Here is a 13158-nt window from a genome sequence, read left to right on the forward strand (position 1 = left end):
GGTTCCGTAAGCTTTACAGATCCGTATTATTGAGGCAGCTATGAATCAAACAGAATTACTGGCACCGGCAGGAAATTATGAAGCGCTGACAGGTGCCCTTTCAGCAGGTGCAGATGCCATCTATCTTGGTGGCAGTGCCTTTGGGGCGAGAGCATATGCAGATAACTTTTCTCAGGAAGAAATCTGCGAAGGGATCCGTTATGCCCATACCCTCCAGAAGAAAATATATCTTACTGTCAATACACTGGTAAAGGAATGGGAATTCCCAGCACTTTATCAGTTTCTGATACCCTTTTATGAAGCAGGACTGGATGCTGTGATCGTACAGGATCTGGGTGCCTTTCTTTTTATAAGAGATCATTTCCCAGGTCTTTCCCTTCATGTCAGTACCCAGATGACCATTACTGGCCCCTTCGGGGCGAAGCTGCTGAAGTCACTTGGCGCATCCCGTATTGTTCCTGCCAGGGAACTGTCCCTGCGGGAAATTATTACCATGAAGCGGACAGCAGATATCGAGGTGGAAACCTTTATCCATGGAGCCATGTGCTACTGCTATTCCGGACAGTGCCTGTTCAGCAGTATCCTGGGAGGCAGAAGTGGTAACCGCGGCAGATGTGCACAGCCCTGCAGACTTCCCTATCACGTAGAGAACGGCAGGGAGGAATATCCTTTAAGCATGAAAGATATGTGTACGATCCATTTGATTCCGAAGCTTATGGATGCCGGGATTGATTCCTTTAAGATAGAAGGCCGTATGAAAAAACCGGAATATGCAGCCGGTGTGACTGCAATCTACCGGAAATACATGAATCTTTATACAGCCCTGAAGCAGGAAGGGAAAGAAGCACTGTATGCGGTATCGGCAGAAGATATTCAGAAGCTGAAATCCTTATATTTGCGAAGCAGTCTTTCAGAAGGCTACTATGAGAAGCATAATGGACGGGATATGATCACGATTTCTTCACCTTCCTATAATGGTGCTGACGAGTCACTTCTTCAGGCTGTCCGGAAACAGTATATTGAGAAGCCGGTTCGAAAGGAGGTTTCTCTGTCTGCTGTATTTCATGCAGGTGAACAGGCCGTCCTTACTGTAACGGACGGTATCACGACTACAGCCGCTAAAGGTGATATTGTAGATAAAGCCAAAAACAGGCCATTATCAGAAGAACAGGTGGTTGAACAGCTCCGGAAATGCGGCGGTACATTTTTTACAGTTGCAGATGTGCAGATCACCATGGATCCGGATATTTTTATGCCTGTTAGCAGGCTGAACCAGCTGCGGAGGGATGCCCTGAAGGCTTTTGAATCATTTTTTCTGTGGGATGACGCCGTAAAGGAAAGACATCCACTGCCATTTGAAGTGGATTCTTTATCAGACAGAGCTGCCGTACAGAAGGTACAAAGTGTCCGGAAAGAACAGGAAATACTTCCGTCTTTGAAAGGAACGCAGCTTCATGTCCTTGTGACACAGAAAGAGCAGCTGCAGGCAGTATGCCATACCTGCCTTGAAAAGAGGGGAGAGGCAGCAAGGCTTTATGTGGAACTGGCACTCACGAAAGATCCTTCTGTGACAGAACTGTTTTCCCTGTACAGACAGGCAGGCGGGGGTGAGGTATATCTGGCACTTCCCTATGTCAGCCGACAGACCTGTGACAGCGAATGCAGACAGCTTATCGAGCTGACAACGCAGGGATTTATTGATGGATGTCTTGTACGAAATATGGAAATGCTTTCCTGCCTTTTGGAAATTAACTATACAGGTCATATAGTAACAGACAGTGGTCTTTATGTGTGGAACAGCAGGTCATTTGCTGTTCTTCAGAAATATGCAGAAGAAAGCTATCTGCCGATTGAACTGAATGGAAAGGAACTGTACACTCTGATACAGAATGCTGATATCAGAAGGCCTTCTTTGCAGATATATGGGCGTTTTCCCATGATGGTCAGTGCGGGGTGCCTGCAGAAAACTTCCGGAAAATGTACCCATGTACCGGGTTATCTTACATTAACAGACCGGTACCGGAAGACATTCCCGGTTTATCATGAATGCAGCTCCTGTTATAATATTCTTTATAATTCTGTACCGCTGTCACTACATACGCTTCTGATGAACAGAACATTTCCGGTATCTGTCGGAAGGCTTGACTTTACCACAGAGACGGCGGGGGAAACAGAAAAGGTTCTTTCGTATTTTACAGCGCTGGTCAGAGGAGAAAAACGGCAGCCGTTTTATCAGGATTTTACAACAGGACATTACAAACGGGGAGTTGAATAAATGGAGTTATACGTCAGCGAGTTTTCAAAATATGTTATAACGCTGCTGATTGCACTATATACTTATGAAAGCTTTGCAGTTTTCAGAAAAAAACAGGAAAGCGACAGAAACGGCATTTACACGAGACAGAATATACTTATGTTTGGCCTGCATTTTAGCTGCTTTATTGTGATCTGCTTTGAAACGGGAGATATCACGTATCTGTTCTTTTATGCTTTTCAGCAGATCGTGCTGTATGCGACTGTGATCCTGTTCCGGATGCTTTATCCCAAAACGAACAGGCTTCTTGTCAATAATATGTGTATGCTTCTGACAGTTGGATTTGTGATCCTGACAAGACTTTCCCTTGGTAAGGCGATCAGACAGTTTATCATAGTCATGATCTCTCTGGTGATAGCGCTTGTGATTCCTTTCTTTGTAAGCCGTTTCAGGTTTCTGAAGGAATGGAAATGGATCTATGCAGCGGCAGGTATTGTGGCACTTGGCATTGTGCTTGTTCTTGGACAGACAACCTATGGCAGCAAGCTTTCTTACACCATAGCCGGGCTGACCTTTCAGCCATCAGAATTTGTGAAGATCATCTTTGTCTTTTTTGTGGCCAGTGCTTTATATAAGGCAGCCGGATTCTTTGAGGTATTTACAACAGCAGTGATAGCAGCAGCCCATGTCATTATTCTGGTCTGCAGTAAGGATCTTGGAAGTGCCCTGATCTTTTTCGTGGTGTATGTACTTATGGTAGTGGTGGCCAGCAGAAACTGGCTTTATCTGTTGGCGGGTGTATCCGGCGGCAGTGTGGCTGCCTATCTTGCTTATTGTGTGTTCCCACATATTCAGGTGCGGGTACAGGCCTTTAAGGATCCCTGGAGCGTGATTGATTCTACTGGTTATCAGATTACCCAGTCTCTGTTTGCGATTACGAGCGGGGGCTGGTTTGGACTTGGACTTTTTAAAGGCACACCGGAATCCATTCCCTTCGTGGAGGCGGATTTTATTTTTTCGGCGATCACGGAAGAGCTTGGTCTTCTGTTTGCTCTGTGTGTCATACTGATCTGTGTCAGCTGCTTTGTCATGTTTATGAATATTTCCATGAACCTGAAGGATAAGTTTTATCAGTTAACAGCCTTTGGACTTGGTGTTACTTATATTTTCCAGGTTTTTCTCACCATTGGCGGTGGCTGCAAATTTATTCCGCTGACCGGAGTTACGCTTCCCTTTATCAGCTATGGAGGAAGCTCTGTCCTTACTACACTGATCATGTTTTCCATTACGGAAGGTCTTTCCATGATCCAGGAAGAAGAAGCTGAGGAAGAGAAATACCGCAGGAAACGTATCAGGCAGAAGAAAAAGAAACAGGCGGGCAGAAAGAAAGACAGACCTGTTTACGAATATGAGGATTTAGATTTTGAAGAAGACGGAGAAACCTTTGAACAGGAAGAAGAATAAAGGAAAGAAAAAAAGCCCACAGATTATGATTATAACGGCTGGCTTTACGCTGCTGTTCCTGTCCATGATCGGGTATATTACCTATTATTCAGTGACGCACAAGCAGGAGCTGATCAATAACAGCTATAATGGAAGACAGCAGATGCTGTTATCCCAGAATCGCAGAGGCAGCATTTATTCTGCTGATGGAAAGGTGCTGGCACAGACGGTAACTGATGAAAACGGAAATGAGGTCAGGGAGTATCCTTATGGCAATCTGTTTTCTCATGCTGTCGGATACGCAACCAACGGGCGTATGGGTGTGGAAGCACAGGCAAATTATTATCTGATCAATTCGAATGCGCCTCTTTCCACGAAAGCGGCACTGGAAGCCAGCGGTGATAAGTATCCTGGAGATAATGTTTACACGACCCTGGATACAAAGCTCCAGCAGGTTGCATCCACAGCACTTGGTGTTTACCGTGGTGCGATCATAGTGACTGAGCCGTCTACCGGCAGAATCCTTGCCATGGTAAGCAAACCGGATTTTGACCCGGGTACGGTAGAAGCAAACTGGGATGAGCTTCGAAGTGACAGTCAGAAGGGTGTCCTTTTAAACAGAGTAACACAGGGATTATATCCACCAGGATCTACGTTTAAGATCGTTACAGCCCTTGAATATATCAGGGAGAACCCGGATACTTATCAGCAATATACTTATCAGTGTAATGGTTCTATTTCGAGGGGAGAAGACAGGATCCAGTGTTATCATGGCTCTGTACACGGACAGATTGGCTTTACCAGATCCTTTGCCAAGTCCTGTAATTCCTCATTTGCGAATATGGGACTGACTTTTGACAGAGGCCATTTTGAAGAAACCCTGGATCAGCTTCTGTTTAACCAAAAGCTGCCATTGTCCATGAATTACAGTCAGAGCCGGGTGGATATGAGTGATACGACTTCAGATGCAGATATGATGCAGGTATCTATCGGACAGGGAACAACAGCCATGACGCCTATTCATCTGAATATGATCACAAGTGCCATTGCCAATAACGGGGTTCTGATGAAACCCTATATTGTTGATCATGTACAGAACAGCGCTGGCGGTAACATTAAAACCTTTAACGCTGCTGCCTATGGAAATCTGATGACAGAGGAGGAAGCCTTCATACTGACAGGACTGATGACAGACGTTGTAGAGGAGGGAACAGCCTCCAGACTAAAGGGACTGTCCTATACAGCGGCTGGAAAGACAGGCTCTGCAGAATATGGTACGGTAAAGGGAGACAGCCACGCGTGGTTTACCGGTTTTGCACCGGCAGAGGATCCGGAAATCTGTGTTACTATTATTATCGAAGGAGCCGGTGCCGGCGGTGATTATGCGGTACCGATCGCCAAACGGATTTTTGATGCCTACTTTGGAGTAGAAACAATCTACTGATCCGGAGTGGATTGGGATAAGGAAGCATACATGAGGAAATATCTATGAAGTTTTACAGATATCTTTATGTCGGAGAGTCTGTGACAAATCCGGCTAAGGTCAAATGGAAACTGAAAAATCATATCGGGCAGCTTTCGATTTATGTGATCTGTCTGGCGAACGGCATGGATCAGCTTGAAATCTATCACTGTGCCTATCTGAAGCAGAAATATTACCGGTTCCACCCACCGGTCATCGTGGGTATTTCAGGAAGCTATGAGGAGGCTGTAGAGCTTGTCATGCAGATGACAAAGGAAAGCCTTGAGACTACCGGCTGCTGCAATATTAATGCCTATCTGAAAAAGAGAACGGGAAAAGGAGCTGCTTATGGTGATTAAGATACTGACAGTACTCCTGCTTATACTGAAAATCCTGGGCATAGTCCTGCTTGTATTCCTTGGGATCCTGCTGGCTCTTTTACTGATCGTCCTTTTTGTCCCGGTCAGATATCAGGGAAGCGGATACAGAGAAGAGGGAGATCCTGTTCCGATGCATGTGCAGCTTAAAGTAACCTGGCTGTTACATCTTGTCAGGGTATCCTTTATTTATCCGGAAGAGGCATTTCTGAAGGTAAAGGTACTGTTTTTCCAGATCCTTCCGGCAAAAGAAAAGAAGAAAAAGACTTCAAACAAAAAGGAAGCTGATGGAAAGAAGCCGAAAACAGATAAAAAGGAAGTCGGATCTGACGTCAGCGATACAACTTCAGATCAGAAGATTTCTGATGAAGGAAATGCCGCTGATGAGGACGGTGGCGATGACAGAAGAACCCTTTTGGATTTCGTAAGAAAGCTTTTTTCCGCTATCAGAAATATTAAGTACACAATCCGGAAGATATATGATAAGATAAATCATATCATTCATAACATCAGATATTATATAAAGATTTTACAGACAGAGAGCTTTAAAAGAGCGTTTGTGTTATGCAGGGAACAGCTTTTAAGACTCATGAAGATAGTTCTTCCACGGAAGGTATCCGGTACCTTTACAATCGGCATGGAGGATCCTGCAGCTACAGGACAGATTCTTTCCATATATGGGATTCTGTATCCACTGATCGGGGACAGTATTACGGTAATCCCCGATTTTGAAAAGCCGGTGATGGAGGGCAGCTTTCGATTTAAAGGGAAGATTACTGCATTTACCCTGATCAGGATTGCAGCGAAAATTTATTTTGATAAGGATCTGAAAAGAGTGATCTGTTTATTTAAGAAGGAGGCAGTGCAGAATGGCAGAAAATAATTTTACCGGTGTGATCGAGTCGTTGATGAAAGGAATGAATACGGTACTTTCTACTAAAACGGTTGTCGGGGAACCAACGAAGCTTCCGGATGATACAGTGATCGTACCTCTTGTAGACGTAAGCTTTGGTGTTGGTGCCGGTGCCAGTGTGGGAGATAAGAAGAACGGGGGCATGGGCGGCTTTAGTGGAAAGATGTCACCAAGTGCAGTTCTGGTGATTAAAAATGGCAGCACCAAACTTGTTAACATCAAGAATCAGGATACCATGACAAAGGTACTGGATATGATCCCTGATATTGTAGATAAATTTACAGCACCGAAGGAAGAGATGATCGATGATGAACAGGCTGTAGATGTGGCTTTTCCGGAGGAAGAAAATAACTGATCCTTTTAGAGAAATCAGGAAAAATCAAGGGTTTTCTGCATATAATAAAGAAAGAAGTATGTGAAAGAGAGCAGCAGAATGAAAAAAATGATCGGCTTTATTGCTTTCTGGATTGCGGTAGGGATGCTGTTTATGCTTTTTCTTGCCCATCACTATCTGATCGCACTGATCATTATCGGACTGCTTTTACTGGTAGGCTATAATTTTTACTGTGATTAAAAGTAAAGCGGCAATCTATCAGGCCGCCGGGAATGATTCATGGACATGTTTAAAGAAAAGGATGATCATCAGCCTGAGTTCGAAAAGAAGCTGGTGGATGGAAGGGAAGAGGAACTGAATGAACTGAAGGCCTGGCTGTTCAGGGAAAATATCCGTGTGGAGACGGAGAAAAAAGACCTGAAACACAGGCAGGAGGAGTTTCTGAAAGAAAAACAGCAGTTTCGGAGAGAAATGGACGAGGTCAACAGAAGACTTGTCGTTGAAAGAAAACGCCTGAAGCAGGACGAGCTGTTTTTTGATAAAAAAATGGATATTCTGAAAAGCGGATTTTTGCAGCTTGATGCAGAACGCAAACAATTAAACCGTGAAAAACAGGAATTTGCCGGTGAAAAGAGAGGCGAGGAGAAAGTGCGTCGTATGGAATACAGCCAGATGACGGCAAAGCTTCTGTTCCAGGGGGTAAAGAGCCAGCTTGCTCTCAAAAAGAGATACAGGGATCTTCTTAAGATGTTCCATCCGGACAATATTGCAGGAGACCATGAGATGGTGCTTCTGATCAATGCGGCCTATGAGGAACTGAAAGAAGAGTATGATATAGGAAAAAGAGCATAAAAAAACTTCACTTTGCAGTGAAGTTTTTTGTTACGCATTTCTTGCTTATTAAGCTCTCTCAACTTTACCAGACTTTAAGCAGTTTGTACAAACGTGCATTCTTTTAGGAGCTCCGTTTACTTTACATTTAACACTTTTAATGTTGGAATTCCAGATTCTGTTAGATCTTCTATGAGAATGGCTTACGTTGTTACCAAAATGAACGCCCTTACCACAAATATCACATTTAGCCATCGTTGCACCTCCTAACATATTATTATCTGCGTGCTTCAAATAGCGGATTATATCCGCAACAGTTGTATAATATCAGAAAACCCAGAATAATGCAAGAAGAAATTTAAATTTATTTTATAGTTTCTTTTTTGGAAGATACAGGTTATAATCAAAATATATGGAAAGAAATAAGGAGGCAGCCTATGAAATCTTCTTCAATGAATACCCACATGGGAAATGTTTCAATTGATAATGAAGTAATCGCCCAGTATGCCGGCAGTGTAGCCATGGAATGTTTTGGTATTGTCGGAATGGCAGGCATTAATGTGAAAGACGGACTTGTGAAGCTGTTAAAGATGGACAGCATGACAAGAGGAATCAATGTTTCCATAAAGAACAACAAGCTGACACTGAACTTTCACGTGATCGTAGCATATGGAGTCAGCATTCTTGCTGTTACGGACAATCTGATCAGCAATGTGAAATACAAGGTAGAGGAATTTACCGGTATAGAAATTGAAAAAATAAACATCTTTGTTGAAGGTGTTAGAGTGATTGACTAAGAGGAGGATACATTCGTGGTTAATACGATTGACGCTAAGTTACTTGCAAAGATGTTCTTAGCTGGAGCCAAAAATCTGGAAGCAAAGAAGGAGTGGATCAACGAGCTCAATGTTTTCCCCGTACCTGACGGTGATACAGGAACCAATATGACACTGACAATTATGTCTGCAGCCAAGGAAGTGGCTGTTATGGAAGATCCGGACATGGCAACCCTGTGTAAGGCAATCTCATCCGGTTCCCTTCGTGGAGCGAGAGGAAATTCAGGTGTTATCCTTTCGCAGCTGTTCAGAGGTTTTACCAAACGGATCAAGGGGGAAGAAACACTTACGATTCCGATCCTTTCAGAAGCTTTTGATAAGGCGGTGGAAACTGCTTACAAAGCAGTTATGAAGCCAAAGGAAGGAACGATCCTGACTGTTGCCAAAGGCGGTGCTGATAAGGCAAGAGAGCTTGCAGAAAACGGATGTGATGATCTTTCCGTATTTATTGATGAAATTATCAAATATGCAGATGAGGTTCTTGAAAAGACTCCTGAGATGCTTCCGGTTCTGAAACAGGCTGGTGTAGTGGATTCCGGCGGACAGGGACTGATGCAGGTGCTGAAGGGTGCCTATGATGCATTCCTTGGGAAGGAGCTGGATCTGACGATCCCGGAGAATACTCAGGCGAAGCCACAGGCAGAAACAGCACAGAAGGAAGAGCGGGAGATCAGATTCGGTTATTGTACGGAATTTATCATTCTTCTGAATAAAACCTTTAATATAAAGCAGGAAATTGATTTTAAAGCCTATCTGGAATCTATCGGTGATTCTATTGTAGTGGTTGCGGATGATGATGTTGTTAAGGTACATGTACACACCAATGATCCGGGACTTGCAATCCAGAAGGCTCTGAAATATGGTGCTCTTTCCAATATGAAGATCGACAATATGCGCCTGGAGCATCAGGAAAAGCTGTTTAAGGAAGAAATGAAGAAGGCTGCACAGGAAGAAGTACAGATGCCTCATAAGGATACCGGCTTTATCGCTGTTTCAGTCGGTAAGGGAATGGATGAGATCTTTAAGGGACTTGGTGTTGATTATATTATTGAAGGCGGACAGACCATGAATCCAAGTACAGAGGATATGCTGAATGCCATTGATAAAGTCAATGCTGACCATGTTTTCATTCTCCCCAATAATAAGAATATTATTCTTGCTGCAAATCAGGCCAAGGCCATGGTGAAGGATAAGGATATTATTGTGATCCCGACAAAGACAGTTCCACAGGGAATTACAGCTGTGATCAATTATGTTCCGGATCTTTCAGCGGCAGAGAATGAAGAAACCATGAATGCTGAGATCGGTAATGTCAGAACCGGACAGGTTACTTATGCGGTCAGAGATACCACGATTGATGACAAGGAGATCAAACAGGGTGATTATATGGGTCTTGGTGATCATGGAATTCTTTCTGTTGGCACAGAAATGGATACAGTTGCCTTTGAGATGATTGAAAACATGATGGATGATTCCTTGGAACTGATCAGCATTTATTATGGATCAGATGTGGATGAACAGACTGCACAGGCACTTCGTGATAAGGTGGAGGCAGCATATCCTTCCTGCGATGTTGAGCTTCAGTATGGCGGACAGCCGATCTATTATTATATTGTTTCAGGAGAATAAGGAAGAGGAAAATAAAACCAGTTTATAAAAGGGACGGTGAAAGCCGTCCTTTTCCTGTCAGAGGATTTGCATATGCAGTATACAGACAATATTACCAGCCTGAAAGGAATCGGTGAAAAGACGGCCGGACTTTTTCATAAACTGAATATTACGACATTGTACGATCTGATCACCTTCTTTCCAAGGGATTATGAACAGTTCGGAGAAAGAATCCCTGTCAGTCAGGCGGCCGGGCAGGAGCCTGTTACGCTGAAGCTGACACTGACAGGAGATTACAAGTACCGAAAATTTGCATCTCTTGGTGTAGGAACCATAACAGCTGCGGATGAAAGCGGACAGCTTGTCATTACCTACTACAATGCACCCTATCTGAAAAATACGCTAAAAAGAGGTATGTCCTATTACGCACATGGCAAGGTCCGCACTGAGAAGAACCGGATCCAGATGGATCAGCCAAAGCTTTATACAGAGGAACAGTATCAGGCTCTGATGAGATTCATGCAGCCAAAGTATGCCCTGACAAAAGGACTTTCGGCTCATATGGTAAGCAAAGCTGTTTCCATGGCTCTTGCTGGATTGTCTTTTGCCGAGTATCTTCCAGAAGATATCCGCATGGAATATCAGCTGTCTGACATTGAAAAAGCCTACCGTCAGATTCATTTTCCGGAAGATTATGAGAGTATGATCCTTGCCAGAAAACGGCTTGCCTTTGATGAACTGTTTTCTTTTTTTATGCAGCTTCACCGTCAGAAGGAGATCACAAAGGAAACTCCTTCAGCCTTTTCTCTCCTGGAAACTGCCGACACCGGCAGATTGCTGGAAGCTCTTCCTTATAAGCTGACGAAGGCGCAGATGCGTACCTGGCAGGAAATCAAAGATGATCTGACAGGCGGGATGGTCATGAACAGGCTTGTACAGGGAGATGTAGGAAGTGGAAAAACGATCCTTGCTTTTCTTTCACTTCTCCTTGTGGCAGCTAATGGCTGTCAGGGAGCCATGATGGCTCCTACGGAAATTTTGGCAAGACAGCATTATGAAGAGCTGTGCCATATGGCAGAAACTTATCATCTGCCGATGAGACCGGTACTTCTTACCGGTTCTGTTTCCGCAGCTGAAAAGAAAAAAAGATGTGCCGGAATTGAAAAAGGTGATTATAATGTCGTAATCGGCACCAGTGCCCTGATCCAGGAAAAAGTCACTTATCAGAAGCTGGTTCTTGTGATCACGGATGAGCAGCACCGGTTTGGCGTGCGTCAGAGAGAAGCCTTTCTTGGAAAGGGAGAACAGGCGCATGTACTTGTCATGAGTGCTACACCCATCCCAAGAACACTTGCCATTATTCTCTATGGAGATATGCATCTTTCACTTGTAGATGAGAAACCGGCAGACAGGCTGCCGGTGAAAAACTGTGTGATTACCAGAAGGGATCACAAAAAAGCTGTTTCTTTTCTTATAAAGGAAACACAGGCAGGACATCAGGCCTATGTGATCTGTCCGATGGTAGAAGAAAATGAAGATATGGAAGGCGTGGCAGATGTGATCTCCTATACAGCAGCTTTAAAAAAGGAGCTGCCGGAACAGATCCGTGTGACATATCTTCATGGCAGGATGCGGCCTTCTGAAAAGGACCGGATCATGGAAGCTTATCTGAACCGCAATATTGACGTGCTGGTGTCTACGACGGTGATTGAAGTTGGGATCAATGTGCCAAATGCAACTGTTATGATGATAGAAAATGCAGAGCGTTTTGGCCTGGCACAGCTTCATCAGCTCCGGGGACGGATTGGAAGAGGAGCAGCACAATCCTATTGCATTTTTGTAGATGGAAGTGGAAAAGACAGTCCATCAGAACGGCTGCAGGTATTAAATAAATCCAATGATGGATTTTATATTGCAGAAGAAGATCTGAAAATGCGGGGACCCGGTGATCTTTTCGGAATCCGTCAGAGTGGTATTATGAATTTTAAGGTTGCTGATATCTATCAGGACAGTTCCCTGCTGATGCAGGTCAGAAAACTGGTAGAGGATCTGCTTATGGACGATCCTGATCTTACAGCAAAAGAGCATGAGAGTATAAGGGGATGGCTGTCCCTTAACTTTGGAAATCTGGTTGACTTTAGAAGTATCTGACGGTAAGATATATTTGTGTGTATTTTCCTAAAAAGCACTAGATGTTGTACTTTTTATTAGAAGAAAGGGATGGAATCATGGGAAAAGTGGCAGTCGTCACAGACAGTAACAGTGGTATTACGCAGGCACAGGGAACAGAGCTTGGGATCTTTGTTCTGCCTATGCCTTTTATGATTGATGAAGAACAGTTCTTTGAAGATGTGAACCTGACACAGGAGCAGTTCTATGAGAAACTGGAAGCCGGTGCAAACGTGGTCACAAGCCAGCCGTCTCCAGAAGCTGTCATGAACCTGTGGAAGGAAATTCTTACAGATTATGATGAAATTGTGCATATTCCCATGAGCAGCGGTCTTTCTGGCTCCTGCCAGAGTGCCATGATGATGTCTGAAGAATTTGACGGCAGAGTACAGGTTGTAAATAATCAGCGTATTTCTGTTACCCAGAAACAGTCCTGTATGGATGCTCTGATGCTTGCCGGACAAGGACGGAATGCAGCTGAGATCAGGGAGATCCTTGAAAATGATAAATTTAACTCCAGTATTTATATTATGCTGGATACCCTGTTTTATCTGAAAAAGGGTGGGCGTATCACACCGGCTGCGGCGGCGATCGGAACGCTTCTGAAATTAAAGCCTGTATTGCAGATCCAGGGCGAGAAGCTGGATGCCTTTGCCAAGGCGAGGACAACAGGACAGGGCAAGGCACTGATGGTCAATGCCATCCGTACAGATATGGAAAACCGCTTTGGAGGGGCAGCACCGGATAATATTTATCTGCAGGTTGCTTATACCAAGAACCGGGAAAATGCGCTTCATTTCTGTGAAGAACTGAAAAAGGAGTTCCCCGGGTTCAATGTAGAGCCAGATCCGCTTTCCTTAAGTGTTTCATGCCATATTGGCCCCGGTGCACTTGCGGTAGCCTGCTGCAAAAAGCTGCAGCCATAGAAACA

General features: G+C 44.2%; 13 protein-coding genes. 12 read left to right on the forward strand and 1 reads right to left on the reverse strand.

Features of this window, described 5'->3' with window-relative positions; all coding sequences use genetic code 11:
- Positions 1 to 40: 40 nt before the first annotated feature.
- From WJQ40_RS06190 to WJQ40_RS06225, 8 genes are all read left to right on the forward strand, one after another.
- Positions 41 to 2275: a U32 family peptidase gene (locus tag WJQ40_RS06190; protein ID WP_337538686.1), complete on the forward strand. Its 2235-nt coding sequence runs from the start codon at positions 41 to 43 to the stop codon at positions 2273 to 2275.
- A complete protein-coding gene (locus WJQ40_RS06195) occupies positions 2276 to 3718 on the forward strand; it encodes an FtsW/RodA/SpoVE family cell cycle protein (RefSeq protein ID WP_337538688.1) in 1443 nt (480 codons plus the stop codon). It abuts the gene before it with no gap.
- Positions 3699 to 5141 carry a penicillin-binding transpeptidase domain-containing protein gene (locus WJQ40_RS06200; RefSeq protein WP_337538689.1) on the forward strand — a complete coding sequence of 481 codons (1443 nt, stop codon included), beginning with the start codon at positions 3699 to 3701 and terminating at the stop codon, positions 5139 to 5141. The genes WJQ40_RS06195 and WJQ40_RS06200 overlap by 20 nt, the downstream gene beginning before the upstream one ends.
- A 44-nt stretch (positions 5142 to 5185) precedes the next feature.
- Positions 5186 to 5518, forward strand: a complete 333-nt coding sequence (locus WJQ40_RS06205; RefSeq protein ID WP_337538691.1) for a hypothetical protein — start codon at positions 5186 to 5188, stop codon at positions 5516 to 5518.
- The gene (locus WJQ40_RS06210; RefSeq protein ID WP_337538693.1) at positions 5508 to 6419 is read left to right on the forward strand and encodes a DUF2953 domain-containing protein; all 912 of its coding nucleotides are present in this window, start codon (positions 5508 to 5510) and stop codon (positions 6417 to 6419) included. The genes WJQ40_RS06205 and WJQ40_RS06210 overlap by 11 nt, the downstream gene beginning before the upstream one ends.
- On the forward strand, positions 6406 to 6804 hold the full coding sequence (locus tag WJQ40_RS06215; RefSeq protein WP_262573106.1) for a GerW family sporulation protein: 399 nt from the start codon (positions 6406 to 6408) through the stop codon (positions 6802 to 6804). Before WJQ40_RS06210 ends, WJQ40_RS06215 begins: the two co-directional genes overlap by 14 nt.
- A gap of 78 nt (positions 6805 to 6882) precedes the next feature.
- The gene (locus WJQ40_RS06220) at positions 6883 to 7023 is read left to right on the forward strand and encodes a hypothetical protein (protein WP_262573104.1); all 141 of its coding nucleotides are present in this window, start codon (positions 6883 to 6885) and stop codon (positions 7021 to 7023) included.
- A 39-nt stretch (positions 7024 to 7062) separates the two neighbouring features.
- Complete coding sequence (locus WJQ40_RS06225) at positions 7063 to 7635, forward strand: hypothetical protein (RefSeq protein WP_337538695.1); 573 nt, start codon at positions 7063 to 7065, stop codon at positions 7633 to 7635.
- A 48-nt stretch (positions 7636 to 7683) separates the two neighbouring features.
- Here the strand turns inward: WJQ40_RS06225 and rpmB are convergent, their stop codons facing one another.
- Positions 7684 to 7869 (reverse strand): 50S ribosomal protein L28, encoded by a 186-nt coding sequence (gene rpmB, locus WJQ40_RS06230; RefSeq protein WP_118796956.1) that lies wholly within the window; start codon positions 7867 to 7869, stop codon positions 7684 to 7686.
- A 182-nt stretch (positions 7870 to 8051) separates the two neighbouring features.
- On the opposite strand from rpmB, the gene WJQ40_RS06235 reads away from it, so the two are divergent.
- From WJQ40_RS06235 to WJQ40_RS06250, 4 genes are all read left to right on the forward strand, one after another.
- Positions 8052 to 8411: an Asp23/Gls24 family envelope stress response protein gene (locus tag WJQ40_RS06235; RefSeq protein ID WP_118796957.1), complete on the forward strand. Its 360-nt coding sequence runs from the start codon at positions 8052 to 8054 to the stop codon at positions 8409 to 8411.
- Positions 8412 to 8462: 51 nt separating this feature from the next.
- Positions 8463 to 10079 (forward strand): DAK2 domain-containing protein, encoded by a 1617-nt coding sequence (locus tag WJQ40_RS06240; protein WP_337538877.1) that lies wholly within the window; start codon positions 8463 to 8465, stop codon positions 10077 to 10079.
- A gap of 72 nt (positions 10080 to 10151) precedes the next feature.
- Entirely contained in the window at positions 10152 to 12209 is a 2058-nt protein-coding gene (recG, locus tag WJQ40_RS06245) for an ATP-dependent DNA helicase RecG (protein WP_337538697.1), read from the forward strand.
- A 77-nt stretch (positions 12210 to 12286) separates the two neighbouring features.
- Positions 12287 to 13153, forward strand: coding sequence for a DegV family protein (locus WJQ40_RS06250; RefSeq protein ID WP_118797129.1), 867 nt, complete (start codon positions 12287 to 12289; stop codon positions 13151 to 13153).
- The last annotated feature ends 5 nt before the right edge of the window (positions 13154 to 13158 follow it).

The organism is Suilimivivens sp., assembly GCF_037359455.1.
Taxonomy (GTDB): Bacteria; Bacillota; Clostridia; order Lachnospirales; family Lachnospiraceae; genus Suilimivivens; species Suilimivivens aceti.

Excerpts from the sequence above, each read along its gene's own strand:
- recG (WP_337538697.1), top strand. The coding sequence starts at position 10,152 with ATGCAGTATACAGACAATATTACCAGCCTGAAAGGAATCGGTGAAAAG.
- WJQ40_RS06235 (WP_118796957.1), top strand. The coding sequence starts at position 8,052 with ATGAAATCTTCTTCAATGAATACCCACATGGGAAATGTTTCAATTGAT.
- WJQ40_RS06215 (WP_262573106.1), top strand. The coding sequence starts at position 6,406 with ATGGCAGAAAATAATTTTACCGGTGTGATCGAGTCGTTGATGAAAGGA.
- WJQ40_RS06205 (WP_337538691.1), top strand. The coding sequence starts at position 5,186 with ATGAAGTTTTACAGATATCTTTATGTCGGAGAGTCTGTGACAAATCCG.
- WJQ40_RS06240 (WP_337538877.1), top strand. The coding sequence starts at position 8,463 with ATGTTCTTAGCTGGAGCCAAAAATCTGGAAGCAAAGAAGGAGTGGATC.
- WJQ40_RS06250 (WP_118797129.1), top strand. The coding sequence starts at position 12,287 with ATGGGAAAAGTGGCAGTCGTCACAGACAGTAACAGTGGTATTACGCAG.
- rpmB (WP_118796956.1), bottom strand. The coding sequence starts at position 7,869 with ATGGCTAAATGTGATATTTGTGGTAAGGGCGTTCATTTTGGTAACAAC.
- WJQ40_RS06220 (WP_262573104.1), top strand. The coding sequence starts at position 6,883 with ATGAAAAAAATGATCGGCTTTATTGCTTTCTGGATTGCGGTAGGGATG.
- WJQ40_RS06195 (WP_337538688.1), top strand. The coding sequence starts at position 2,276 with ATGGAGTTATACGTCAGCGAGTTTTCAAAATATGTTATAACGCTGCTG.
- WJQ40_RS06190 (WP_337538686.1), top strand. The coding sequence starts at position 41 with ATGAATCAAACAGAATTACTGGCACCGGCAGGAAATTATGAAGCGCTG.
- WJQ40_RS06225 (WP_337538695.1), top strand. The coding sequence starts at position 7,063 with ATGGACATGTTTAAAGAAAAGGATGATCATCAGCCTGAGTTCGAAAAG.
- WJQ40_RS06210 (WP_337538693.1), top strand. The coding sequence starts at position 5,508 with ATGGTGATTAAGATACTGACAGTACTCCTGCTTATACTGAAAATCCTG.